Here is a 26,173-nt window from a genome sequence, read left to right as displayed (position 1 = left end):
TGGCATCTCCGCTTTTTGTGCTAAACTGTCCTGCCAATTATAAGTATAATAATTGGTAGGACGGATAATATTGCGAGATAAAATGATGATCAAACAACGGACATTAAAACGAATTGTACAAGCAACTGGTGTGGGGCTCCACACGGGTAAAAAAGTTACGCTTACAATGCGTCCGGCGCCAGCTAATACTGGGGTCATCTACCGTCGTACTGACTTAAATCCACCGGTGGATTTTCCAGCAGACGCAAAATCAGTTCGTGACACTATGTTATGTACTTGCTTAGTGAATGAAGATGATGTGCGTATATCAACCGTTGAGCATTTAAATGCAGCACTGGCTGGTTTAGGCATTGATAATATCGTAATTGAAGTGGATGCACCTGAAATTCCTATTATGGATGGCAGTGCAGCACCTTTTGTTTTCTTATTGCTTGATGCAGGTATTGAAGAGCTTCGCACTGCGAAAAAATTCATCCGTATCAAGGAAACAGTACGTGTTGAAGATGGCGATAAATGGGCGGAAATGCGTCCTTATAATGGTTTTAAATTAGATTTTACTATCGATTTTAACCATCCTGCTATCGATGCAAGTACTCAGCGTTATAAATTAGATTTCTCTGCTGAATCCTTTATGAGTCAAATAAGTCGTGCTCGTACATTTGGATTTATGCGTGATATTGAATATTTACAATCGAAAGGATTGTGTTTAGGCGGTAGCTTTGATTGCGCTATCGTGGTTGATGACTATCGTGTCCTCAACGATGATGGTTTACGTTTTGAAGATGAATTTGTTCGTCATAAAATGTTAGATGCAATCGGTGATTTATTTATGTGTGGCTATAACATTATCGGTGAATTTACCGCGTTTAAATCAGGTCATGCACTAAATAATAAATTGCTCCAAGCTGTTTTAGCAAAAGAGTCTGCTTGGGAATTCGTCACCTTTGAAGACGAAGCGAAAATGCCAGTGGCATTTAAAGCACCATCGACAGTTTTTGCTTAATCGCTCAATTGGAAAGCACGTTAATTATCTCTAATTAGCGTCATCTTTGGCTGTACTTGTACTCTCTCCGGCAAGTGCAGCCAACCGTTCTAATCTTTCTCTTAATTTCTTCGGGCTTTTCTCTGCCAAATATTTCAATGATTGTGCACTCTCTACACTTAAATGGCGTTTTTTTACGGGTGTTGGATCTTTTAATGATGAAGTGACACTCTTTTTTCCCGCTTTTATGCTTAAAGAAGGATTTATTTTGATGTCTATTGAGGATAACGATGGTAAAATTTCCTTTCTTAATGCAGAAAGTAATGATGGAATTTCATAACGTAATCGGGTCATCCAACTTGCGTTTGTGACTTCAATAATTAAAATAGCATTGCGATAATTGGCGACACGGCATTTACCTTGTAACGGTGCTGGTAAAAGTGCCATGACGGTACGATTTAATTTGAGTAAAATTGTTGCACGCTGTTGTATAAGCTGTAATGTGCTTTTATTGGAACCTTCAAGCTCTTTTAGGATGTTTTCCAATGATTGTGGGTAGCTATCCCGCATAGATTTTGACTCCACAAATTATAAAATTAAATAACGAAGGTTAATGAGCATTATAAATTTTTGGCGACAATTTGGCAGACGATATTTTTGGTCGCATCTGCTATTAGGGATGGTAGCAGCAGGTATTGGTATGCCTTCGCTGGTGTCTGCCCATGCTGAAAATCCATCACAAACGGATACACCTTCCTCACAAAATCGTCAAAGCCAAGCATTAATCGCTTTTGATAATTTATTCTTACGCCAGAGTGTACAGAATCCTGCTTCATCCTTCACCTTTAATTACTGGCAACAGCATGCTGTTAAAAATGTGATTAAGCAGCTCTCTTTTGCTTTTACCATTCATTCACCTGAATTGATGGTAAAAGCAAAAGATGAGCCATCACCTGTTGCGAATGTTGCTGAGGTCATGCTTGATACGCTTTATGCGTTACTGACTCAAGCGCCATCTTCTACCCTGGTTAATTTACCGATTTCCCGTGGCGTATTAACGGAAAATCGTATTTCCTATCATACCGGATTATGGCTTGCTCAGATCCGCGGTATCCGTGCTGGACCTTACCTAACAGCTTAATTGAGTTTGTTAATCTTTGTTAGATTATGCTTATCTCTATGATTTATCGTCGATAAACATAGAGGCTGTATTCGGCGTATTTACGCCATAAATGAGAATAAAGAGTTATGTTAGGTAAAATTGTAACCAAAATTTTTGGTAGTCGTAATGAACGCGCTATTCGTCGTATGCGTAAAGTGGTTGCTCAAATCAATCAACTAGAGCCAGAATTTGAAAAATTAACCGACGATGAATTGAAAGCCAAAACAGATGAATTTCGTGAGCGTTTAAAAAAAGGTGAAAAAGAAGAGGATATTTTACCTGAAGCTTTTGCCACTGTACGTGAAGCGAGTAAACGTGTTTTTGGTATGCGTCACTTTGACGTACAGCTTATTGGCGGTATGGTACTAAATGATCGCTGTATCGCAGAGATGCGTACAGGGGAAGGTAAAACCTTAACTGCAACACTGCCTGCTTATTTAAATGCGCTATCAGGTAAAGGGGTGCACGTTGTTACCGTCAATGACTATTTGGCGCAACGGGATGCGGAAAATAACCGCCCACTATTTGAATTCTTAGGGTTAAGTGTTGGTATCAACCTCCCTAATATGGCACCACCAGCAAAACGTGAAGCTTATAACGCAGATATCACTTACGGTACAAATAACGAATTTGGTTTCGACTATTTGCGTGACAATATGGCGTTTAGCCCTGAAGAGCGTGTCCAACGTAAATTACACTATGCATTAGTGGATGAGGTTGACTCCATTTTAATTGATGAAGCTCGTACTCCACTGATTATTTCAGGGCCTGCTGAGGATAGCTCTGAACTTTATATTAAAATGAATAAAGTTATTCCTCATTTAGTGCCTCAAGAAAAAGAAGATTCAGATACCTTCCAAGGGGAAGGGGATTACTCTGTCGACGAAAAAACGCGTCAAGTGAATATTACTGAGCGTGGCTTAGTTAAAATTGAAGGGTTATTAGCCGAAGCAGGTATGATGAAAGAGGGCGAGTCACTTTACTCACCTGCTAACATCATGCTTATGCACCATGTAACGGCAGCCTTACGTGCCCATGCATTATTTACAAAAGATGTTGATTACATTGTTAAAGATGGCGAAGTTATCATTGTTGACGAACATACCGGTCGTACCATGCAAGGTCGTCGTTGGTCGGATGGTTTACACCAAGCGGTAGAAGCAAAAGAAGGTGTGAAGATCCAAAATGAGAACCAAACATTAGCGTCCATTACATTCCAGAACTATTTCCGTTTATATGAGAAATTAGCGGGGATGACCGGTACTGCAGATACCGAAGCTTTTGAATTTAACTCTATCTACCGTTTAGAAACTATCGTTATTCCAACTAACCGCCCAATGGTACGTAAAGATTTACCTGATTTAGTTTATATGAATGAAAAAGGTAAATTTGCCGCGATTATTGAAGATATTCGTGAACGTACTAAAAATGGACAACCGGTACTGGTGGGGACCATCTCGATTGAAAAATCTGAAGAGATCTCCCAAGCACTTACAAAAGCGAATATTCATCATAATGTCCTGAATGCCAAATTCCATGCTATGGAAGCAGATATCATTGCTAATGCGGGGTTACCATCAGCGGTGACTATCGCAACTAATATGGCTGGTCGTGGTACCGATATCGTATTAGGGGGAAGTTGGCAAACTGAAGTTGCGAAGCTGGAAAATCCAACAGAAGAGCAAATTGAAGAGATCAAAGCACAATGGCAAAAACGCCATGATGCGGTATTAGCTTCTGGTGGTTTACATATTATTGGTACTGAACGCCATGAATCACGTCGTATCGATAACCAGTTACGTGGTCGTGCGGGGCGTCAAGGGGATGAGGGTTCTTCTCGTTTCTATCTGTCAATGGAAGACTCCTTAATGCGTATTTTTGCCTCTGATAAAGTATCAGGCATGATGCGTAAACTGGGAATGAACGAAACAGAAGCTATTGAGCATCCATGGGTAACTAAAGCGATTGCTAATGCACAACGTAAAGTAGAAAACCGTAACTTCGATATTCGTAAACAATTACTTGAGTATGATGATGTAGCCAATGATCAGCGTCGAGCTATTTATACTCAACGTAATGAGTTGTTAGATGTTGCTGATGTCAGTGAAACTATCGACAGTATTCGCCAAGATGTGTTTACTTCGATGATTGATAACTATATTCCACCTCAATCACTAGAAGAGATGTGGGATATTGAAGGTTTAACGGCCTGTCTGCAAAATGACTTTGATTTAAATTTACCTATCAAAGAGTGGTTAGATAAAGAGCCTGAACTACACGAAGAAACACTGCGCGAACGTATTTTAGAAAAATCAATCGAAGTCTATAAAGCAAAAGAAGAGATTGTCAGTGCTGAAATGATGCGTAACTTTGAAAAAGGTGTCATGTTACAAACACTGGATTCACTGTGGAAAGAGCACTTAGCGGCGATGGATTATCTGCGTCAAGGTATCCATTTACGTGGTTATGCACAAAAAGATCCAAAACAAGAGTACAAACGTGAATCTTTTGCTATGTTCGCTAATATGTTGGAATCACTGAAATATGAAGTGATCAGCACATTAAGTAAAGTACAAGTTCGTTTACCTGAAGAAGTTGAAGAGTTAGAGCGTCGTCGTCGTGAAGAGGCGGAGCGTTTAGCTAAACAGCAACAACTTAGCCATGAAGTGACAAAAGAATCACAAATGTCAGCCGTTGATGGTCAAGTGGCATCAGGCAAAAAAGTGGGTCGTAACGAACCTTGCCCTTGTGGTTCAGGTAAAAAATATAAGCATTGTCACGGTAAATTAGGTTAATTACTTATTGCTTATTATATGGGTAAGAATGTAACACCATTTTAAAAATAGAAAGCCCACCTTCGAATAAAGGTGGGCTTTTTTTATCATGGATAAAAAACCATAAAATAGGAGAGTGGAGGTAATAAAGGTTGTTTTTTTGTTGTTTAATGTTCTGTCCCTGTTTGGGGTTCGACTAGCTTAGCAATAATTGGGCAATCAGGATTATTATCACCTTGGCACTCTTGTGCTAAATACGATAATGTTTGCGTCATTCGTTGCAATTGCGCTATTTTACGGTTTAATTCATCGATATGAGAAAGGGCAATAGCTTTTACATCAGCACTTGTCCGTTCTCTGTTATTCCATAAAACTAATAATGTTGATATTTGCTCTGTTGAAAAACCAAGAGCACGTGAATGGCGGATAAAGCGAAAACAATCTACATCGCTATCATTGTAATCGCGATAACCTCCGTCAGTACGAATTGCCTTAGGTATTAAACCAATTTGCTCATAATATCGGATCATTTTACTTGAAATACCGGATTTTTTTGCAGCTTGACCAATATTCATCTTATTCTCCTTATCTGATAATAAAGCGCTTTTCTTCTAAGTAGAGATAATTGCTTTATCAGCATGAGCCAGATCTTTTTCGGATCTGGCAATAAAGATAATTTATGTTTAATGTGTTTTCATGGGCGCTTGAAAACGTTTTAGTCGTAGTGCATTTCCTAAAACAAATACACTAGAAAGCGCCATTGCTGCGGCAGCGAATATAGGCGAAAGTAACATGCCATTGATAGGATAAAGCATACCCGCAGCGACAGGGATTAATAATGCGTTATAAGCAAATGCCCAGAATAAGTTTTGTTTGATATTACGAATGGTTGCTTGGCTAAGTGCAATCGCATCAACAACACCGCGTAAATCACCTGACATTAGTACTACGTCAGCAGCTTCAATGGCAACGTCAGTTCCTGTACCAATTGCCAATCCTACATCAGCTTGTGCAAGAGCTGGGGCATCATTGATACCATCTCCGACAAATGCAACTTTATCTCCTTTCTGGCTAAGTTGTTTTAATGCTGCAACTTTTCCATCAGGAAGGACTTCTGCAACTATTTCATCAATACCAAGTTGTTTTGCTATTGCTTTTGCTGTTGCTTTGTTATCACCTGTGATCATTGCTACTTTTAAACCTAATGCATGTAATGCTTTAATAGCTTCAGGTGTTGTTTCTTTTATTGGATCTGCAACGGCAATAATCGCAGCAAGACGGCCATCAATGGCGGTATACAGTGGTGTTTTACCTTGCTCACCTAATTTTTGAGCGGATGAAGCGAACTGACTGACATCTAACCCAAGCTGTTTCATAAAGCGGTCGGCACCCACAGAGACAGATCTTCCATCAACTGTTGCACTAACACCAAAACCAGGAATAGCTTCAAAATTATCCACACTAGCAAGCGTTAATTTTGCCTCGTTTGCTGCATTAACAATTGCTTGTGCAATAGGGTGTTCTGAATAAGTTTCAATTGAAGCGACAAGACTTAATATCTCGTTATATTCAAATTTTTCTGCTGGGATCAGATCAGTTAGCTCAGGGCGGCCTTTTGTCAATGTACCAGTTTTGTCGAGTGCGACCACACTAACATCACGTAAGGCTTGCAAAGCTTCACCTTTACGGAAAAGTATTCCTAATTCAGCAGCTCGTCCTGTGCCAACCATAATTGATGTTGGTGTTGCTAATCCCATTGCACACGGACAAGCAATAATGAGTACCGCAACAGCATTGATGAGCGCAAAGGTTAGTGCAGGCTCAGGACCAAATGCGAGCCAAATAAAGAATGTGATCGTTGCACCTATCATTACTGCGGGCACAAACCACATGGTAACTTTATCAACAAGCGCTTGGATTGGTAATTTTGAACCTTGAGCTTCCTCAACTAAGCGAATAATTTGTGCGAGTATCGTATTGGCACCCACTTTGGTCACTTTAAAACTAAAAGCGCCTGTTTTATTGATGGTGCCACCGACAACCTCAGCCCCTATCTCTTTTGCTACAGGAACGGGTTCACCGGTTATCATGCTCTCATCAACATAAGAATGGCCTTCTACAACCTCACCATCAACAGGGATTTTTTCACCAGGACGAACAACAACGATATCGCCCATCATAACTTGATCTAATGGAATTTCTAGTATTTCACCATGACGTGAAACACGTGCTGTTTTGGCTTGAAGACCCACTAAACGCTTAATCGCTTGTGAGGTATTTCCTTTGGCTTTTGCCTCAAGATTTCGCCCTAATAAGATCAAGGTAACAATCACGACAGCAGCCTCAAAATAGATATTTGCCGTACCTGCAGGTAAGACTTGGGGTATAAAGGTTGAAACGACAGAATACCCATAAGCGGCTACTGTACCGACTGATACTAATGAGTTCATATCAGGAGCACCGCGTAATAATGCGGGTATTCCTTTTTTGAAAAAGCGTAAGCCAGGGCCAAACATCACTATGGTGGCAAGAACAAATTGAATATACCAGTTGAGCTGTTGCCCTAATGTTTGCGTTACCCAATGATGGACTCCGGGGATAAAATGTGAGCCCATCTCAATAACGAACACTGGTAATGTGAAGATAGTGGCAATAAGTAATGCTCGGCGTAACGAGCGGGCTTCTTTTTCACGACGCTCTTCACTTAAATCACGAGTATTGGCTGGATTATCTGATAGCCGCCGTGGTTTATAACCGGCATGGACAACCGCCACTTCTAAATCAGTAATAGATACTACGCCGGATAAATGACGCACACGAGCACGCTCAGTGGCAAGATTCACGGTGGCTTCTAATACACCAGGAATTTGAGCTAATGCTTTCTCAACACGCCCGACACAGGAAGCGCAGGTCATTTCTTCAATAGCTAATTCAGTGATCTCTTCAGGAACTTTATAGCCAGAGCTTTCAATCGCGCTTACAGCAAGTACAGGATTGGGGGTACTGCTAAATGTAATATCAGCACGTTCTGTTGCAAGATTCACGACAGCATCTTTTATTTCAGGTACTGCCTTTAATGCTCGTTCAACACGTCCGACACATGAAGCACATGTCATACCTTCTACAGGTAAGCTCAGCCTATTTGCTGAGGATAATGTTGTAGGTGTATTCATCAAACTTTCCCTCTTAAATATGGTATGGGACAAAGCTTAAGCTTTACCATTAGGGGAAGGTCAAGGATTATATAATTATTTTGTTTTCTTTTATTTTGTTTATATTCAATGGGTTATATTTTCTTGGTTTATTTTAAATATTAAAGAATTGTAAGTTTATCGGGAGCAGATGCCATAAGTACGATAATAAAAAGCCCACTTGTAATAATGACAATCAAGTGGGCTTAGCTTACAAAAAATAGGCAGTTACTCTTTTATGAAGTATCGACTATTTTTCAGAAATAGATGCTTTTGTATTGACGGTTTCATTCGTTTTAACGGGGGATTTAAAAGAAATATCTCCACCTACCAGTTGTTTTGCTAAATCCACCACAGAGGATTTCAGATCAAGATCAGCGCCGGCTTCATAATGATGTCCTTCAATATTTTCTAATTTAACGCTACTTCCCCCTAAATCAACTTGGCCTTGTTTACTCGCAATTTCTGCTCCGGTGAGTTTTGTCGAGCCATTCACATTTAATGATAGGTCGTTGTTGCTAGTTAAGGAGGTGGTTTTAGTGACAGCATCATTATCTACATGAGTGACTTTGATATCTGCATTAGCAGTATGACCCTCAGCACCTGTGACGATATTCTTAATACCATTACCGACTTTACCAAAACCTTGATCAATTTTGGCTTTAGTTTCATCACTGATACCTGTTTTATCTGCAATAGTTGAAGAGAGGGAGTTATATTTATCAGAGATAGCATCGGTTGATGATTTAATTCCTGAATCAATCGTATCTTTGATAGTTTTCTCTAATAATGACCCTCCGGCTTTAGCCGTTTTATTCACTTGGCTTGATTTAGGATCATTGGTGTGGTTATAGCCAACATTGACATGGCGATCACTCTCTTTTTGGCTAGCAATATTGAGTGAACCACCGACATTACCCGTAACGCTATCAGCAGTCACATTAGCACCAGATAGTGTCAGATCTTTATTACTATTAATCGTTAATGTACCTGTTTCTAAGGTTGCATTTTGGTGGCTAGTTTTTTGTTGATCTTCCACGTTAACCAGTAATTTACCCCCTATGTTATGAATAGAGGTAGCAGGTTTCTCCTCTGTAACTTCTTTTGGGGTGGTACTGGTTTTTTTGCCATTAAAGCCAATATCTGTTCCCCAATTGTTTTTATAATCAGTAGACTGCGCAGATGTGATCTCGATATCACCGGATTGTGATGTTAACTGAGTATCTTTACTATTAACTTGTGCTCCTTGAAGATGGACGCTATTGCCATTAATCGTTAAGTTTCCTGAGTTATTAATCGTTCCTCCTTCTCGAGATACGCTTTTCTCATCTTGTTTACCAATAGCAAATTGGGCACTACCTAAACCATTCACAGATGAAGCATCATCGGTCATTTTTTTACCAAAACCTGCTTGTACTCCTCCAGATAAATTATTGCCTTTTTCAGTACGCTCAGAGCTCGCTGATTGTAGGTCGACTTTATTAGTTGCATTTAATGCAATATCTTGTTCGCTACTTAAATGAGTACCTTGTAAAGTCAGGTTATGCCCAGCGTTTAATTCAATACCTTGAGAGCCAGTGATAGCGCCCACTTTTGCGGTAGTCTGCTCTTTGCTGTGATGAGTGGTCCCTGCATTGAAACCTCCACCATAGTCTTTACTCTCTGGCGTGGTGCCCACTTTCAGATTTGCACTACCATTAACATTAGATTGACTTTCGCTATGAGTATCAGTCGCCTGTGCAAGAGTGAGATCACCCCCCGCATTGATAACTGTTTTGCCCTTTTGTGCATCAAATTGAGCACCTTCATAATGGGCATCTTCACCTACATTAATCGAAATATCGCCATTTGAGGTAAATTGGCTACCTTTAGCCTTTGTTTCCATTAAGGCGTTATCAGTTGTTTGGCCTTCACCTTTAATAGCAACGGTAATATCACTGCCCGTTTTAGTACTGACACCAACTTGTCCACCGCCTTTTGTTTCATGGAATGTCGTTTGATGTTTATCTTGCGCGACCTCACTTGTGTGGGTGTTTGCTGTGAGAGAAATACCTTCTTGGGTTGATTGATAGTGAGTACCTTGATCATGTAACTTATTATTACTATCAATGTTGATTTTTCCTGCATTGATAGAGGTTGAAACGGCTTGGCTATCGGTTTGTGATTTCTGACTACCACCACCTTTAATACCAACTTCAACACCGACATTGGGGGTCTCTAAATTGCTAAGGTTAGCTAAATTAGCAATTGCATCTCTTGCTGTAACTTTTTTAGTTAAATCGGTATTGTTACCCGGTTTGGTTGTGTTAACACCATCTTCGATTGCTTTCTTAACTGGCTTCGTTACACCGCTATAATCAAGATTAACGCCAACATCGATACCAACATTTAAGCTGTCAGTTTTAGATGTTTCACTATCATTGACGGCAAGATGCTGAATATTTTCACCAGACTCTTGATAACGCCCCTCAACATGGTGAGAAGCTCCTTCGTGAAGCAAATCTTTGTTCGCGGTAATAGTCAAATCACCTGCAACCTCTGTTTGGCTGCCTCTATTTTTTGTTACCTCTGTTTGTGTATGTTGTTTGTCATATTGAAAATCGGCTTTAGAACCGACTTTATCTACACCTCCTGTGTAGCTAAAACCCCCTGAAATAGTGGTATCTGTGTTGTCCGCTTGTTTTTTATTTTCCGTACTAACAAAGGCAACATTATCACCCGTAATAGAGGCATTCCCTGCGGTAGTCTTTAGATCAGATCCCGCAAAAGTCACATCTTTATTCGCTTGCAGATCAACATTGGCGCCACTAATGGTTGAGTTAGCTTGTTCTGTTTCAGTGCTAGTATTTTTATTGGTGGTATGAGTGATATGAAAGCCCGCACTATATTGCTTGTCTTCAACTTCTTTGGCGTGCCCAGTAATGGCTAATGATGTTTTTTCATCATCAATCTTAGTGACTTGTTGTGCTGATTTAACGTTGATATCACCTAAAGAATGAATACCTAATTTATCAGCGCTTTTGATCAAACTACCAATGACATTAACATCATTGCCACTGACAACGGTCAATTGTGCATCGGAAATGAGTTCACTACCTGTAGATGTTTGTTTATTAGTTTCATTTTTATGTGAACTTTTAGTGATATTAAACGCGGTTCCTGTGCGTTCATCGATTTTACTGATGGTTTCACTCAGCGCATTATCAATGACGACATCACCTTGTGTGGTTTTAACAAAAGCACCTTGGTTGCCTTTTACTTGGCTACCGGTAATGTTGACATTGTTATCTGCAGCAAGGAGCAATTGACCATCAGCGGTTAATTGTGTTGCATGACTAACTTGTTGTTGATTATTATTATTTTTATTCTGACCACCACCAATACCTCCCCACATAACATGATTATCGGTGACTGTTTTATCATTATTGGTTTTTTGGACGTTTAAATTAATATTATCTTTGGCATTGACCAGCACATTTTCATTCGCATGCAGTTTAGCACCTTGCGCCGTTATTGAGCCTTGAGCATCTAAACCAAGATCTTTACCTGCCGTTAATTCACTGGCTTTCAACGTCTCAGTTTGGTGGCTATTACTCCAACTACCACTTTCTAAGCGAGAAGTATGATTACGTTTATTGCCATTTTCACTACGACTTTCTTTCTCAACTAATCCATTGATATGGATATCTTTATTGGCATTAATTGCAAGGTTATTCCCCGCATTAATTTTAGCCGCGTCTAAGGTAACATCTCCTTTAGTTGCGGTTAATGTCGCATTATTTTTAGCATCAATTTGGCTACCAATTTGCTGTATTTGTTCTTTCTCTTTAGTCACATCGTATTTCCACGAGTAGAACCAGCGATTATCAATATCGGTCTCTTTTTGCTGTAGCTGTTTACCATCGATAGTTAAATCAGCGCCTTGTAACGTGATATCATCCCCCATTAAATCAGAGGCTTTGATTTGATTATGGCTACTCGCTACTAATGTGATGTTTTTACCTTTTAATTCGGTTTTAGTGAGTGTTTGACTAGAGCCACTATTATTAACCGTGATCCCGCCACGATAGTTTTGGTAATTTTCACTGCCATCTTTATCGTAACTGTCATAACGGACTTGACTATCTGTTTGAATATTATCGGCTTTAACACTTAGGTCGTTATCTGCGGTAAATTTACCTGCTAATTTAACTCCACTACCTTCAGCCGTATTAATAATGCGGATACGACCCGATTGCATACTACCAAAGAAATAGCTATCTAATGCTGAAACGGGTTTTTGTGAAGAGAGAATATCAAAATGTTGTGAGAAGGTGTTTTGTCCAGTAAAGGCTGAAATTTCAGCGGCAGTGATTTTCCCTCTACTATCAATACGAGGAGCAATTAAGTCTAACAACCCTGTTGTATTTAAGCCATTTTTACCAAGCGATAGTAAATTGGTGTTGTTGAGGGTGCTATAGCCTTTTAGCTGACCATTTTCAAAGAGCGGATTACCAACAACTAATGAAGAGCGGCTGGTATTTATAAAACCACAACCATCACATGTGATACCATTTGGGTTAGAAAGCACATATTCAGCAGCGATACCAAAGACCTCTTGCTGACCTAATAAGAATGATGGGTTGCGGCTAACAACTTCATTCAAAATTAAAGAGGCAGCTTGACCATTTAAATTGCTGTTAGCGTTTAAATGACCCGCAAGTTGAGATTGTCCCGCTTCTAATGCGTTATTAAATACAGCCCCAGGCTTGCCAACATTGAAGTCTTGGTATTGGTTATGAGAAATCCCTTCGTTATTTGGCGTGACTATATTAATCACTTGCGTACCACCATTAACAGCAGAGACATCCGGCCCTTGATGGCCTGCATCGGGCACGATGCCATTGCTATAAGCATTAAGAGAGACAAAAATTATTGCTAAAGACGCAGCAAGTCGCCCGGAGGGTGAAAGTTTAAAGTTTTTTGATTTCATAGAGTTATCTCCATTTGTTGCTATGAATGTAGATCAAAATAAGTATGAAAATTTAACCAGTAGTTGAGTAGGATCTTTGGTTTTATTGGAATTTGTTTGGTGATACAGTAACTCGCCTTTTGCAACTTCAAGGTCGAGTTGTGCTTGTTGATATTGAATATTTAAGCCGGAGCTTAGGCCGTAACCACCTTGCCATCCTTTGTAGTTACCATGTTGTTTTACTTGACCGATATCTATCCCTATACGAGGTGTGATAGAAAAGTGGTTAAGTCGATAGGGATAGGAGAGGGTATTGCGTAAATAGCCACCGTTATCACCAGAAAGTGTGCTTTGATCAAAACCACGAATAGCGTTTTTGTCTGTTAAACTTAGCCATTCAACGCCGGGGAGTGTGTCGTGGCTGTATTGGCCTAAAAAAGTACTATTGAATAAAAATGTAGAATGCCATAGAGAAAAGCGTTGATACCAATTGGCAAATAGCTTAACTTTTGTAAAGCGATAGTCGTTACCATTACCGTTAGCGATATAGGGTGTTTCCTCTGCGCCAAACCAGCCGACCGCTTTTTCAACACTTAAATTAGTGCTCAATACGCCATTTGGAATAATCTGCAAATGATTAATCCCTAATTCAACCGTGGTTAATTTAGGGCTACTGAGATCTAAACGAATTTGGCTAAAGTAGTTGCGTATACGTTTATGAGTGACTTGAATATTTAAGGTATCAATTTGTTTTTGGCTACGGCTAAAAGCATAATCGCCTCTAATACCTACTTGAGTGGTATCGCCATATAAGCTGACAGTACGTGTTTGTAATTTTTGGTGAAATTGGTACTCCGAATAACTACCAAAAGAGCTAAAAGTAAAACCACCATAAGGAATTGAATAGAGCAAAGTATAAGCGCGATTAAAACGGGTATTCGGGTTATCTGTTGTTATGTTGGCATTTAAGCTTACAAAATCAGATAAACCTAATGGGCTATCTAAACTAGCATTCGTTCGTATTAACCAGCGGCCTGAATTTTTCTGTCCATAATTATCACTAGCGATATTGAGATGCCAAGGTGATTTTCGTTGATTAGACAACTTAATGACAGATCCCCCCAATTCGGTACCGGGAAGAATATCCACTGTGACTTTATTTGATTGCAAGCGGTTAGCTTGATCTAAGCCTTGATCGAGTGTAGCGAGTTTTAATGGTTGCCCTTTGATTCGAGGAAATAGTAGTGTGGTGTTAACACCTCGATCACCTCCTTCAATACGTTCAACAAACCCTTCAATAGCATACAGACCTAATTCGCCATGTTGGTTAGGACGTAAGAATTGGATACGTGCAGTAATATAACCATGTTGAAGATAACGCTGAGTGAGTTCTTTCACGAGGCGATTAATATCAGCACTCTTAATACATTGATCTGGTAATGGAGATAATGAATTGAGATCCTTCTCAGTAAGTAAAGTAATACCTTGAATATAAACGCCTTTTATAGGCAAACAGTGTTCTGACTCAGTAATTAAAGTTGGGGTAGGTGAAATATTTACCGCTTTTTCTTGCAGTTGCTGATAGCGATTTTGTTCTATTAATTGATTAATTTCACGTTGGCTATCTTGCAATGCACGCCTTGATTCACTGATTGAGCCTAAATTTCCTGTTTCATTTGCGCTTAATCCACTGGTAGAAAAACAGCTTAATAGTGTTAATAAAACAACTTTTTTTTTCATTTTACCTCGAGATAAAGGTATTAATTCAAATATAATAATAGGGCTTTAATATATATAGATAATAAATAATGTTTTATTATTATATTGAAATTAAAAATAATAAATACCAGTTACTCTTTAATTGAATATATTTTTAAAATTGATGGATTTAAGTAAAACTTTTCCTTTTTTTAGTATTAACTATCAATAAACGTAAAATAATTAGTATGATTTTGTTAGAGAGAATAAGCGTTATCTACAAATAAAATCATTTGTTTAATTTTTATTGTTATTGTATTTGTTGTGATTTTTGCTATGTAAATTACCAGTTGGAAAAAATCAATTAACCAAAAAATAGGTTTTTTAGAGAAAAAAGAAGAATACTGAGAGCGGTTTTGAAAATATTTAATTAAGTTAAAAGCGACTTTTCATTTGTTGGCAGTGATTTATTTATTTCATTATATAAAATATTCATTCTGTGAATAATTATTTCATTTTAATAAATAAAATATAAAAGCATTTATACTTTTACTATTTATTTATCTTAATAAATAGTGATGATTGAGTTTAAACGAAAAGAGTCCAACTTTTGCGGGTCGTTCATCAGAGGGGAGCAGGTGCTGAATAGTGAAGAAAGAAAATCAACCTCATACTATTGGATCTACGGTATAATGGTGAAGTTTGTCAGTGAAACGTATGATCTAATAAGGCTGTTTATGATAGATAAAAAAAAACTACATATTGCTGCAGGTGTGATTTGTGATAAGCAAAATAATGTATTTATTACCCAACGCCCTTTGACATCTCATATGGGAGGATATTGGGAGTTTCCTGGTGGAAAACTAGAAGATAAAGAGACGCCAGAGCAGGCATTATACCGTGAGTTGCAAGAAGAAATAGGTATTAATGTGACGCAATGCCAGTTGCTTGAAACGGTAGAGCATGATTTTATTGATAGGCATATTACATTATCATTCTTTTTAGTCACAGAGTGGGAAAATAAACCTTACGGTAAAGAGGGGCAACTTTCCCGCTGGGTACCTATTATGTCCTTAAATGCCGAAGATTTTCCGCCAGCTAATCGCTCTATTGTTGCCTTATTGCAAAAATAATCAATACAGCCACTTCATGATTGTTGTGGCTGTATGAGTATGCTGTGGGCGTTTAATTAAACGGCTTAGGATCTTGCTCTGGCATTTCACTCCATTCATCGCTGTCATTGCTTTCGCTTTGACTTGGAATTCGCTTCTCTTCAGCCGCCCATTCGCCTAAATCGATTAACTGGCAACGCTTACAACAAAAAGGACGATAAGGGCTACTTTCATCCCATATTACCTCGGTTCGGCATGTTGGGCATTTCACTATTAATTTTTCGCTCATTATCTCTCCTGAATTTAATTGAGATGATTTCTGTTGTTGATATTAAGCTATATTAACAACATGAAATCTCAAAAGGTAGCTCAGAAGGGATTGTGCCATGCTCACTATCAAGAGGCAAAAAGCGAATAGCATAACGGTTTTTGTGTCCTGAGACTTGAGGGTAAATTTGCTGGCTGGCAAGTAGCTTGATCCGTAATAATTCACCTTCTTCCGTACTGTCTTGATAAAAACCATTATGGCTTAATACCGATTTAAATGTATCTGATTGACGAATAAGTGTTAATAGGGCATTTAATGCATTTTGTAGAGGATATAACCCTTCCTGCCAACAAGTTAACTTTTCAGTACGCACCGTTTGAGGAAGATTTAACCACAAATGCAAAGTAGGGACATCAAAGCTACAACATCCTCCCGGAATGCTGAGGCGTTGTTTTACTAAGCTGATGATTTTATCTTGTTTTAAATGTTGTCCAATACGTGGTGCTTTACTTAATGCGCAAGCACTTTCTGATAACTCATTAATAATATGACTGACAATCTCTTTATCGACATTAGGAAAGGATAACCACTGTTGCAGTTTTTTTTGTCTTTTTTCTAACTCTTTAAGTAGCTCTGCGCGGATCTCTCCGCGATCTAAAACTTCAATAAATTCTGAAACGGCACGAAAAAAAGATAATGCAGAAGATAATGAATTAATAGATTGAAAACTATTTAATTGAATTAATGAGTTTTCAATTCTAAGCCATGAACGCATTTTCTCATTAAGCGGGTGTTCAAAAATAATTGTTGAGGTTTCTTCACTCATGGCTATTGTCCTGTATTGCTTTTTTGAGCTAATTCTAAGTAATGCTGATGAAGTTGTTTTATTTGTTCATCTTGATTTAAGCTATTATCGTGATTTTCAATAATATCATCAGCAACGGCTAATCGTTGTTCTCTTTTAGCTTGGGCTTGTAAAATTTTGAGTACATGATCTCGGCTTACACCATCACGTTGCATAGTTCTGGTAATTTGTTCTTCTTCAGTCACATCAACCACAAGAATACGATCGGCTAAATGTGTTAGTTTATTTTCAACTAATAAAGGAACAACCCAAATAAAATAAGGGGCGCGAATTTGTTGAATTTGTTTTTGCGTCTCTTGTTGTATAAGTGGATGGAGTAACTGGTTTACCCACGCTTTTTCTTGTTGATTTTGAAAAATAATATGACGTAATTGCGCTCTATTTAACTTGCCATCAGGCAATAAAATTGTGTCACCGAAGTGTTGCTGTAAGGCTTTTAATCCCGGCGAATCTGGCTCTACCACTAATCGTGCAATGACATCCGCATCCACAAGAGGGACGCCGAGTGAGGCAAAACCATTAGCGATGGTCGTTTTACCACTACCAATACCACCTGTAAGAGCAACTGTATAAGTCATTGCGTTCGTCTATTTTTAATTAATCAAAATTTACTGTTGATTGCGATATTCTAAAGCTTAAACTGATTTTTATCACAAGATAATAACCGCAATATTTGGGTTTTATTCAGTTATTATGATAAGCGATTTTCTGCTACCCTGACAGCCTAGCTTACAGTAAGTGGCTAAATCTTCGCTTAATCGGCTATTAATATATCAAAATGTAATGATGATGCATTGTATCACTGATGTTTTGATTATTAGACGCATTGTTAATGACTTTAGGATATTGCTAGCATCAATGTATGGTATCACCTAGTTGTAACACCGGAAGATACATCGCAATAATAAGCGTGCCAGTAATCAATGCGATCAGTGTCATTAAAATAGGCTCAAGCCATGTTTTTACACTATCAAGGCGTTCTTCTAATTGATGATAAAACCAGTGGGTAAGTTGCTGGCAAAAAAACTGTAGTTGTCCAGAATTTTCTGCTGAAGAGATAAATTGATAACAGATTGGCGGGAATAGAGGATTATGTCGCATAAATGAGCTAAGTGATTTTCCTTGAGTAATATGCGCTATCATATCAGTGAGTGCTCGTTGATACAGTGAATGCGTTAATTGCTCTGTAATAATTTTTAATCCCTGTAATAGTGGTAATCCAGCTTGTTGTGTAATCGTCATTATCTGAAAAATAATATGTAGCTGGTGATATCTTAATAAGATGCCCAAGTAAGGAAGATTAAGCCAACATCGTTGTTCAATGTCGCGAAATTTAGCATTGTGATGTTTAATAGTGTAATAGCTATAAGAAATTATTAATATAAACAGCAGGATAATTAAACTATATTGAGAAAACCATTGAGAACATCTAATTAAGGTTAATGTTAGTGTCGGTAGCTCAGTATTAAATGCACTGTATAAAGATTGATATTCAGGTAAAACATAGCTCAACATAGATATTGTAATAACGATTAATGTTAATAATAAGAATAGAGGATACTGAAAAGCTTTTATTATTTTTTTTATTAAATCCCGCTGGTTTTTTAATTGTGTTGTTTGTAATAAGAGAACTTCATCAAGCTTACCACTCTCTTCACCAATATAAATAAAATGGGTTAAATTAGCAGGAAAATAGAGTGGATAACGACTTAACTGTTTAGACAGCGCGCCTCCTTGATTTAGGTGAAAAATAATATCATTTAAAACACATTGCCAATGTAAATAACGACATTCTTCTTTAAGCAGTGTTAATGCGGGCAAAAGTGCTAAGCCTGAATGAAGTAATAACGCTAACTGTTCAAGAAGTTGAATGCGGTATTGTTTATCACTATTTTGAAAGATTATTACCCTATATAGGCGAATTTTTACTGGTAATTTTTGTTGTTGAATAAGTTGATCAATAACTTCATGTTTAGATTGAGCGACAACGTTGCCACTTAGCCATTTTCCTTGATAAGTTAATGCATTATAGCGATAGATAAAATGTAATTTCATTCAATATCTCCGACTACTTGATAAACTTCATCTAAAGACGTGATCCCCTTTTTTATCAGTTCAATACCTGAGTTAAATAGTGCGTAAGGTGAGGGGAGTGATTGCTTGGCAAGTTCAAAACAATCATAAATAGCTGTTCTGCCTTTGTAGCCGGAATAACAAAATTGACAACCTGTTGCTTGCCAATTGGGTAATATAATTTGTTGATTATTAATAATGAAATTTTTCTGTTCCGGTGATGGGTATTTACAGTTGCTACATAAGCAACGAACTAAACGTTGAGAAATAATTAATTTTACACAAGAGTCGATTAAATCTTTTGCGATGCCTAAATTAGCCAAACGGGCGAGTGTTGCTTGGGTAGAGTTAGTATGCAGTGTTGATAAAACTAGGTGGCCTGTTTGTGCCGCTTTTATTGCTATTTCTGCTGTTTGTTGATCACGTATTTCACCTATCATAATAACATCGGGATCTTGGCGTAATAGTGCCCGTAATATTGTTGCAAAAGTAATACCAGCTTTTTCTGTTATTTGTGTTTGATTAATGCCATGGATAGGTAACTCAATAGGATCTTCAATACTATTAATATTACGATTATCTTTATTTAAATATTGTAAACAACTATAGAGTGTTAAAGTTTTACCACTCCCTGTGGGGCCGGTGACTAAAATCATTCCCTGAGGTTGAGTAAGATATTTTTTTAATAGTGTTAGGTGAATTGTTTGAAAACCTAACTGTGCTAATTGTGGCTGTTGCAGATTATTCATGAGCCGTAAAACTATTTTTTCTCCATATAAAGTAGGAAGTGTCGCAACACGTATTGAATAATTGTTTTTCTGGTAAGACCAATTAAATTGACCATCTTGTGGTAGGCGTTTTTCGGCAATATTAATATTCGCGAGGATTTTTAAACGTGTCAGGATCTCGTTAGCTAATTGATTGTCAGGGGGAGAAAACAACACTAGATGATTATCAATTCTCGCGCGAATTCTCAGGCTATTTTGTTGTGGCTCTAAATGAAGATCAGAAACACGTTGAGCAAGGCTGTGACGTAACAATTGCTCAATAAACTCTGTTGCTGTATGGATAGTATTATTCATGAAAGCTCTTTTTTACGATAAATGATTTATGGATGGTAAGGGCTAGAAACAGAGCCTATTGGCTTTTCCACCTTGGTTGAGGTTGTCGTTAGATTGGTTTAATGAGATTTAAAAACCTTATGGCATAGCTTTTGTAACGCGGTGTTAGTTGATGTGCAGTTAATTTGCCAATGGGGAAGTGTCTCTTTACTGTTTGTTGCAGGAGTCATTACGATGGTTAGCCCTTCTAGTTGAGCCTTACCTTTTGCACTAATAACGCCATTGGCAACATGAATATCAGTAAGGTATCGACTACGAAATTGTTGAGGCATAAAACTGGCATCAGCATGGCATTGGTTATATTGATGTTCATAGTGACAAAGTTCCACTGCAGAACGATAAGGCGACAGGGTTTGTAATACATCAGTTAAGGCGGCCTTTTGGATATAACCATGATAAGCAGGGATCGCCACTGAGCTTAAAATTGAGATAATGGCAATCACAATCATCAATTCCATTAGCGTGAATCCATTCTCTGTTGAGTGATAATTTAATGTATTCATTTTTCTCTCCTTGATAAATAACCTGTTGAAGTATGAGAAAAAAGCGTTTTATTGGCGAATAGAGAAGCTAAGAATTGAGTAAAATATCGAAAAGAAAAAGGCGTGATACAAAATTAACCACTATTATTGAGAGCAAGTTCGCATTAATTGGCGGATATTATTAATAAAAATAGCTAATATGATTTTAAATGTAGAAAAAAGAGGGGTGTTGTGGAGATTAAGCAAGGCTGGCTAACGGGAGTAAAGCACGTTCCATCGCCAAATTATGACAATAGACCTGAAGGTGAAATCCCTTCATTGTTGATTATCCACAATATCAGTCTTCCTCCTGGGCAATTTGGTGGACCTTATATTGATCAACTGTTTACCAATACGCTTGCTGTTGATGATCATCCTTTTTTTAATGAGATTGCACATCTGCGTGTTTCTGCGCACTGTTTAATTCGCCGTGATGGTGAAATTGTGCAATATGTGCCTTTTACGGCACGAGCGTGGCATGCTGGGGTTTCCTTCTATAAAGGGCGAGAGAAATGCAATGATTTCTCGATTGGTATTGAGCTAGAAGGAACCGATGAGTGTGACTTTACGCCGCAGCAATATCAGCAATTATCGACACTCACTCAGCAACTTATTGAACACTATCCGGGCATTAAAGAAAATATTACCGGACATAGTGATGTCGCACCTGGTCGGAAAACAGATCCAGGACCTCATTTTAATTGGTCATATTACCGAGCACTATTAGCAAAATAACACAACAAAATGCATTAATAATTGATATTTTTGCATTGATAATCAATATATGAATGCTGTCACGCTTCAGTGTGACTGTTTATGTGTTTAATCAATGTTAAAAAATAGTGTTTTTAATCTTTTCTAATAATGCGATCTAGTTATCAAATTTGATGAATTTATCAAATAATTTGTTAAAATTTGCAGGTTTTTATGATTTCGCTCAACAACTGTATGGACAGTTAGTAAATACTTTGTTACTTTATTATCCATTACATTAAATTGGTATTACCAATTGACATTTCAATAACCAAGGTAATAGTTATCCAATAATGGCTTCTAGCAATATGGCTTACACAAAGATCCGCCAACCAAAGCTTTCTGATGTGATAGAACAACAACTTGAGCATCTTATTTTAGAAGGCACCCTACGTCCGGGGGAAAAACTCCTGCCTGAACGTGAGCTGGCAAAGCAATTTGATGTATCGCGTCCTTCATTGCGTGAAGCAATCCAAAAATTGGAAGCAAAAGGTTTTTTATTACGCCGCCAAGGTGGTGGAACTTTTGTGCAAGATAACCTTTGGCAAAGCTTTAGCGATCCTCTCGCTCAACTCCTCAGTGGGCATCCAGAATCTCAATTTGATCTGTTAGAAACACGCCATGCCCTTGAAGGTATTGCGGCTTATTATGCTGCATTACGCGGTACTGATGATGATCTTGAGCGTATTAAAGCCAGTCATGCTCGCATTATTGATGCTCATGATAAAGGGGATATCGCGGCGGAGTCGGATGCGGTATTGCAATACCAATTAATCGTTACGGAAGCTGCTCATAATGTCGTTTTGCTACACTTATTAAGGTGTATGGTGCCAATGCTTGAGCAGAATATCCGACAAAATTTTGAGTTTCTTTATACACGTAAAGAGATGTTAACTGCTGTAAGTGAGCATCGCACACAGATTTATCAGGCGATTATTAATAGAGAGCCAGAAGCAGCCCGTGAAGCTTCACACCGCCATCTGGCCTTTATTGAAGATGTTTTGTTGGATATGAGTCGTGAACATACTCGTCGTGAGCGTTCTTTACGCCGGCTCCAACAACATCCTGATTTATTTTAGTAGCACAGATCCTGACCGCTGAGTCTGTACTACCTATCTCCCTGCAATATTCAGGGGTAGCGGTAATAACAGCAGGGCCTATCTTCCCGTCATATCCCCGTGGTATCACGGGAAGATAGGCTCCTATAACCATTAGAAACAGATAACAGATAAGGAATACACCATGTCAGATATGCTGAAAAATGACGTGGATCCGATCGAAACTCGCGATTGGTTACAAGCGATCGACTCGGTCATCCGTGAAGAAGGTGTTGAGCGTGCACAGTTCCTGATTGATCAGGTATTAAAACAAGCCCGTAATGGCGGTCTTGATATTGCTTTAGGTGGCTCTGTACACAGTGATTATATCAATACTATTCCTGTTGAAGATGAACCCGCTTACCCTGGCAATCTGGAATTGGAACGTCGTATCCGTTCTGCTATTCGCTGGAACGCAGTAATGATGGTTCTGCGCGCGTCCAAAAAAGATTTGGAACTCGGCGGGCACATGGCGTCATACCAGTCTTCTGCAACTTTATATGAAGTTTGCTTTAACCACTTCTTCCGTGCTCATAATGACAATGATGGCGGTGACTTAGTTTACTTCCAAGGTCATATCTCTCCGGGGATCTACGCACGTGCATTCTTAGAAGGGCGTCTGACTGAAGAGCAATTAAATAACTTCCGTCAAGAAATTGGTGGTAAAGGTTTATCCTCTTATCCACACCCTAAATTAATGCCTGAATTCTGGCAGTTCCCAACCGTTTCAATGGGCTTGGGGCCACTATCTGCGATTTATCAAGCAAAATTCTTGAAATACTTAGATCACCGTGGCTTAAAAGATACCACTAAGCAACGTGTTTATGCGTTCTTAGGTGATGGTGAAATGGACGAGCCAGAATCTAAAGGTGCTATCACTATCGCTGTACGCGAAAAATTAGATAACCTGTGCTTCGTGGTTAACTGTAACTTACAGCGTCTTGATGGCCCAGTTACAGGTAACGGCAAAATTGTTAACGAATTAGAAGGTATCTTCGCCGGTGCTGGCTGGAACGTGATCAAAGTGATGTGGGGCGACCGTTGGGATGCACTACTACGTAAAGACACTTCCGGTAAACTGATCCAGTTAATGAATGAAACACTGGATGGTGACTACCAGACTTTCAAATCTCGCGACGGTGCTTATGTTCGTGAGCATTTCTTCAATCGTTACCCAGAAACTGCCGCATTAGTTAAAGATATGACTGATGACGAAATTTGGGCGTTAAACCGTGGTGGTCACGATCCGAAGAAAGTTTTTGCGGCATTCCAAAAAGCCAAAGAAACCAAAGATAAACCAACCGTTATTTTAGCTCAGACCATCAAAGGTTATGGTATGGGTGAAACGGCAGAAGGTAAAAACATCGCTCACCAAGTGAAAAAAATGAACATGGACGGTGTGAAACATTTCCGTGATCGTTTCAATATCCCTGTTAGCGATGAGAAAGTAGCAGAACTGCCTTATATCACTTTTGATAAAGATTCAGAAGAGTACAAATATCTGCATGCTCGCCGTCAGGAACTAGAAGGTTACTTACCTGCTCGTCGTACTCGTTTTGATGAAAAATTAGAAATTCCTACACTGGAAGATTTCAGCCAGTTATTAGAAGAACAATCTAAAGAGATTTCTACTACTATCGCATTCGTTCGTGCGTTGAACGTAATGTTGAAAAACAAATCTATTAAAGATCGTTTAGTCCCTATTATTGCTGATGAAGCACGTACTTTCGGTATGGAAGGTCTGTTCCGTCAAATCGGTATCTACAGTCCGAATGGCCAGCAATATACGCCTCAAGATCGTGAGCAAGTTGCTTACTATAAAGAAGACGTTAAAGGTCAGATCCTGCAAGAAGGTATTAACGAATTGGGTGCGGGTGCATCTTGGTTAGCGGCTGCAACATCTTACAGCACTAACAATTTGCCAATGATCCCATTCTATATCTACTACTCAATGTTTGGTTTCCAACGTATTGGTGACCTATGTTGGGCTGCGGGTGACCAACAAGCACGCGGTTTCTTAATTGGTGGTACTTCAGGTCGTACAACGCTAAACGGTGAAGGTTTACAACACGAAGATGGTCATAGCCATATTCAATCACTGACTATTCCTAACTGTATCTCTTACGATCCGGCCTTCGCGTATGAAGTTGCTGTCATTATGCAAGATGGTTTAGAGCGTATGTATGGTGATAAACAAGAAAACGTTTATTACTACATCACAACGTTAAACGAAAACTATCATATGCCAGCAATGCCAGCTGGAGCAGAAGAGGGTATCCGTAAAGGTATCTATAAACTGGAATCTCTGGAAGGCGCGAAAGGTAAAGTTCAGTTACTGGGTTCTGGCTCTATTTTACGTCACGTATGTGAAGCGGCACAAATTCTGTCAACTGAATATGGTATTGGTTCCGATGTGTACAGTGTAACATCATTCACTGAATTGGCTCGTGATGGTCAAGATTGTGAACGTTGGAACATGCTACATCCATCAGAAGAGCCTCGTGTACCATACATTGCTCAAATCATGAATGATGCACCCGCTGTTGCTTCAACAGACTATATGAAACTGTTTGCAGAACAAGTTCGCACTTATGTGCCAGCTGACGACTATCGTGTCTTAGGTACAGATGGTTTCGGTCGTTCAGATAGCCGTGAAAATCTGCGTCACCACTTTGAAGTTGATACTTCTTATGTGATTGTTGCTGCATTAGGCGAATTAGCTAAACGTGGTGAGATTGATGTGAAGGTTGTTGAAGAAGCAATCAAAAAATACAACATCAACCCTGAAAAAGTAAACCCACGTCTGGCGTAAGAGGTAAAGTGAATGTCTATTGAAATTAAAGTCCCTGATATCGGTGCAGATGAAGTTGAAGTCACCGAAGTGATGGTGAAAGTCGGTGATCATATTGAGGAAGAACAATCCTTGATCACTGTAGAAGGCGATAAAGCGTCTATGGAAGTGCCATCACCACAAGCGGGTATTGTTAAAGAGATCAAAATTGCCGTGGGCGACAAAGTCGAAACTGGCTCTCTTATCATGATCTTTGATACTGAAGAGGGTGCTCAGGCACCCGCTCAAGAAGCCGCTCCTGCGCCTTCTGCTGCCGCACCTGCTGCGAGCGAACTGAAAGAAGTTCATGTACCGGATATCGGTGGTGATGAAGTTGAAGTCACCGAGGTGATGGTGAAAGTGGGTGATACCATTTCAGAAGAGCAATCTCTGATCACGGTTGAAGGTGACAAGGCTTCAATGGAAGTCCCAGCACCTTTTGCTGGCGTAGTAAAAGAGATCAAAATTGCTGTCGGTGATAAAGTGAGCACAGGCTCTCTTATCATGGTATTTGAAGTAGCAGGTAGCGCGCCAGCACCTTCTGCATCAGCTCCGGCTCCTGCAGCATCAGCACCAGCAGCCTCTGCTATTAAAGATGTTAATGTACCAGATATCGGTGGTGATGAAGTTGAAGTCACCGAAGTGATGGTGAAAGTGGGTGATACCATTGCTGAAGAGCAATCTCTGATCACGGTTGAAGGTGATAAAGCTTCTATGGAAGTTCCAGCACCTTTTGCCGGTGTAGTAAAAGAGATCAAAATTGCTGTCGGTGATA

The 26,173-nt window shown here is 39.0% G+C and carries 19 protein-coding genes; 8 read left to right on the top strand and 11 right to left on the bottom strand.

Annotation, left to right across the window (positions count from 1 at the left end):
* Positions 1 to 85: 85 nt before the first annotated feature.
* Positions 86 to 1,003, top strand: coding sequence for a UDP-3-O-acyl-N-acetylglucosamine deacetylase (lpxC, locus tag HMPREF3129_RS08355; RefSeq protein ID WP_012368233.1), 918 nt, complete (start codon positions 86 to 88; stop codon positions 1,001 to 1,003).
* A 30-nt stretch (positions 1,004 to 1,033) separates the two neighbouring features.
* Here lpxC and HMPREF3129_RS08350 read toward each other — a convergent pair whose 3' ends face one another.
* Positions 1,034 to 1,552, bottom strand: coding sequence for a DUF721 domain-containing protein (locus HMPREF3129_RS08350; RefSeq protein ID WP_004244106.1), 519 nt, complete (start codon positions 1,550 to 1,552; stop codon positions 1,034 to 1,036).
* Positions 1,553 to 1,595: 43 nt separating this feature from the next.
* Here HMPREF3129_RS08350 and secM point away from each other — a divergent pair, with 43 nt between their 5' ends.
* The gene (gene secM, locus HMPREF3129_RS08345) at positions 1,596 to 2,123 is read left to right on the top strand and encodes a secA translation cis-regulator SecM (protein WP_004244104.1); all 528 of its coding nucleotides are present in this window, start codon (positions 1,596 to 1,598) and stop codon (positions 2,121 to 2,123) included.
* Between the two features lie 107 nt (positions 2,124 to 2,230).
* A complete protein-coding gene (secA, locus tag HMPREF3129_RS08340) occupies positions 2,231 to 4,939 on the top strand; it encodes a preprotein translocase subunit SecA (protein WP_004244101.1) in 2,709 nt (902 codons plus the stop codon).
* 146 nt (positions 4,940 to 5,085) lie between these two features.
* Here the strand turns inward: secA and cueR are convergent, their stop codons facing one another.
* From cueR to hpmB, 4 genes are all read right to left on the bottom strand, one after another.
* Positions 5,086 to 5,493, bottom strand: a complete 408-nt coding sequence (gene cueR / locus HMPREF3129_RS08335; protein ID WP_036918811.1) for a Cu(I)-responsive transcriptional regulator — start codon at positions 5,491 to 5,493, stop codon at positions 5,086 to 5,088.
* Positions 5,494 to 5,601: 108 nt separating this feature from the next.
* Positions 5,602 to 8,091, bottom strand: a complete 2,490-nt coding sequence (locus HMPREF3129_RS08330; protein WP_004248556.1) for a heavy metal translocating P-type ATPase — start codon at positions 8,089 to 8,091, stop codon at positions 5,602 to 5,604.
* A 268-nt stretch (positions 8,092 to 8,359) separates the two neighbouring features.
* A complete protein-coding gene (gene hpmA / locus HMPREF3129_RS08325) occupies positions 8,360 to 13,081 on the bottom strand; it encodes a calcium-independent hemolysin HpmA (protein WP_070486941.1) in 4,722 nt (1,573 codons plus the stop codon).
* A gap of 33 nt (positions 13,082 to 13,114) precedes the next feature.
* Positions 13,115 to 14,800, bottom strand: a complete 1,686-nt coding sequence (hpmB, locus tag HMPREF3129_RS08320; protein WP_070486938.1) for a hemolysin secretion/activation protein HpmB — start codon at positions 14,798 to 14,800, stop codon at positions 13,115 to 13,117.
* A 695-nt stretch (positions 14,801 to 15,495) separates the two neighbouring features.
* Between hpmB and mutT the strand changes: the two genes are divergently transcribed.
* Entirely contained in the window at positions 15,496 to 15,891 is a 396-nt protein-coding gene (gene mutT / locus HMPREF3129_RS08315; protein ID WP_017627934.1) for an 8-oxo-dGTP diphosphatase MutT, read from the top strand.
* A 52-nt stretch (positions 15,892 to 15,943) separates the two neighbouring features.
* On the opposite strand, the gene yacG is transcribed toward mutT, so the two are convergent.
* The 6 genes from yacG to ppdD all read right to left on the bottom strand — a co-directional run bounded on the left by yacG (position 15,944) and on the right by ppdD (position 20,700).
* A complete protein-coding gene (gene yacG / locus HMPREF3129_RS08310) occupies positions 15,944 to 16,159 on the bottom strand; it encodes a DNA gyrase inhibitor YacG (RefSeq protein WP_004244091.1) in 216 nt (71 codons plus the stop codon).
* A gap of 52 nt (positions 16,160 to 16,211) precedes the next feature.
* Positions 16,212 to 16,964 carry a cell division protein ZapD gene (zapD, locus tag HMPREF3129_RS08305; protein ID WP_036918808.1) on the bottom strand — a complete coding sequence of 251 codons (753 nt, stop codon included), beginning with the start codon at positions 16,962 to 16,964 and terminating at the stop codon, positions 16,212 to 16,214.
* A gap of 2 nt (positions 16,965 to 16,966) precedes the next feature.
* Positions 16,967 to 17,581: a dephospho-CoA kinase gene (gene coaE, locus HMPREF3129_RS08300; protein WP_004244087.1), complete on the bottom strand. Its 615-nt coding sequence runs from the start codon at positions 17,579 to 17,581 to the stop codon at positions 16,967 to 16,969.
* A 277-nt stretch (positions 17,582 to 17,858) separates the two neighbouring features.
* Positions 17,859 to 19,058: a type II secretion system F family protein gene (locus HMPREF3129_RS08295; protein ID WP_036918804.1), complete on the bottom strand. Its 1,200-nt coding sequence runs from the start codon at positions 19,056 to 19,058 to the stop codon at positions 17,859 to 17,861.
* The gene (locus HMPREF3129_RS08290; protein WP_004248550.1) at positions 19,055 to 20,158 is read right to left on the bottom strand and encodes an ATPase, T2SS/T4P/T4SS family; all 1,104 of its coding nucleotides are present in this window, start codon (positions 20,156 to 20,158) and stop codon (positions 19,055 to 19,057) included. The genes HMPREF3129_RS08295 and HMPREF3129_RS08290 overlap by 4 nt, the downstream gene beginning before the upstream one ends.
* Positions 20,159 to 20,256: 98 nt before the next feature.
* Positions 20,257 to 20,700: a prepilin peptidase-dependent pilin gene (gene ppdD / locus HMPREF3129_RS08285; protein WP_004248548.1), complete on the bottom strand. Its 444-nt coding sequence runs from the start codon at positions 20,698 to 20,700 to the stop codon at positions 20,257 to 20,259.
* A gap of 210 nt (positions 20,701 to 20,910) precedes the next feature.
* Here ppdD and ampD point away from each other — a divergent pair, with 210 nt between their 5' ends.
* The 4 genes from ampD to HMPREF3129_RS18915 all read left to right on the top strand — a co-directional run.
* Positions 20,911 to 21,453 (top strand): 1,6-anhydro-N-acetylmuramyl-L-alanine amidase AmpD, encoded by a 543-nt coding sequence (gene ampD / locus HMPREF3129_RS08280; protein WP_004250361.1) that lies wholly within the window; start codon positions 20,911 to 20,913, stop codon positions 21,451 to 21,453.
* 326 nt (positions 21,454 to 21,779) lie between these two features.
* Positions 21,780 to 22,550, top strand: a complete 771-nt coding sequence (gene pdhR / locus HMPREF3129_RS08275; RefSeq protein ID WP_012368227.1) for a pyruvate dehydrogenase complex transcriptional repressor PdhR — start codon at positions 21,780 to 21,782, stop codon at positions 22,548 to 22,550.
* A gap of 163 nt (positions 22,551 to 22,713) precedes the next feature.
* Positions 22,714 to 25,380, top strand: coding sequence for a pyruvate dehydrogenase (acetyl-transferring), homodimeric type (aceE, locus tag HMPREF3129_RS08270; protein ID WP_070486936.1), 2,667 nt, complete (start codon positions 22,714 to 22,716; stop codon positions 25,378 to 25,380).
* A 12-nt stretch (positions 25,381 to 25,392) separates the two neighbouring features.
* A partial coding sequence (locus tag HMPREF3129_RS18915; protein ID WP_302622746.1) for a biotin/lipoyl-containing protein occupies positions 25,393 to 26,173 on the top strand: 781 nt, incomplete at its 3' end.

This window comes from Proteus sp. HMSC14B05, assembly GCF_001808035.1.
Classification (GTDB): Bacteria; Pseudomonadota; Gammaproteobacteria; order Enterobacterales; family Enterobacteriaceae; genus Proteus; species Proteus mirabilis.
The sequence above is the reverse complement of the archived record's forward strand: the minus strand, read 5'-3'. Positions and strand labels throughout refer to the sequence as shown.

Coding starts and splice junctions, on each gene's coding strand:
- coaE (WP_004244087.1), bottom strand. CDS start 17,581: ATGACTTATACAGTTGCTCTTACAGGTGGTATTGGTAGTGGTAAAACG.
- hpmA (WP_070486941.1), bottom strand. CDS start 13,081: ATGAAATCAAAAAACTTTAAACTTTCACCCTCCGGGCGACTTGCTGCG.
- lpxC (WP_012368233.1), top strand. CDS start 86: ATGATCAAACAACGGACATTAAAACGAATTGTACAAGCAACTGGTGTG.
- HMPREF3129_RS08330 (WP_004248556.1), bottom strand. CDS start 8,091: ATGAATACACCTACAACATTATCCTCAGCAAATAGGCTGAGCTTACCT.
- HMPREF3129_RS08295 (WP_036918804.1), bottom strand. CDS start 19,058: ATGAAATTACATTTTATCTATCGCTATAATGCATTAACTTATCAAGGA.
- yacG (WP_004244091.1), bottom strand. CDS start 16,159: ATGAGCGAAAAATTAATAGTGAAATGCCCAACATGCCGAACCGAGGTA.
- cueR (WP_036918811.1), bottom strand. CDS start 5,493: ATGAATATTGGTCAAGCTGCAAAAAAATCCGGTATTTCAAGTAAAATG.
- pdhR (WP_012368227.1), top strand. CDS start 21,780: ATGGCTTACACAAAGATCCGCCAACCAAAGCTTTCTGATGTGATAGAA.
- HMPREF3129_RS08350 (WP_004244106.1), bottom strand. CDS start 1,552: ATGCGGGATAGCTACCCACAATCATTGGAAAACATCCTAAAAGAGCTT.
- mutT (WP_017627934.1), top strand. CDS start 15,496: ATGATAGATAAAAAAAAACTACATATTGCTGCAGGTGTGATTTGTGAT.
- HMPREF3129_RS08290 (WP_004248550.1), bottom strand. CDS start 20,158: ATGAATAATACTATCCATACAGCAACAGAGTTTATTGAGCAATTGTTA.
- ppdD (WP_004248548.1), bottom strand. CDS start 20,700: ATGAATACATTAAATTATCACTCAACAGAGAATGGATTCACGCTAATG.
- aceE (WP_070486936.1), top strand. CDS start 22,714: ATGTCAGATATGCTGAAAAATGACGTGGATCCGATCGAAACTCGCGAT.
- hpmB (WP_070486938.1), bottom strand. CDS start 14,800: ATGAAAAAAAAAGTTGTTTTATTAACACTATTAAGCTGTTTTTCTACC.
- secM (WP_004244104.1), top strand. CDS start 1,596: ATGAGCATTATAAATTTTTGGCGACAATTTGGCAGACGATATTTTTGG.
- secA (WP_004244101.1), top strand. CDS start 2,231: ATGTTAGGTAAAATTGTAACCAAAATTTTTGGTAGTCGTAATGAACGC.
- zapD (WP_036918808.1), bottom strand. CDS start 16,964: ATGAGTGAAGAAACCTCAACAATTATTTTTGAACACCCGCTTAATGAG.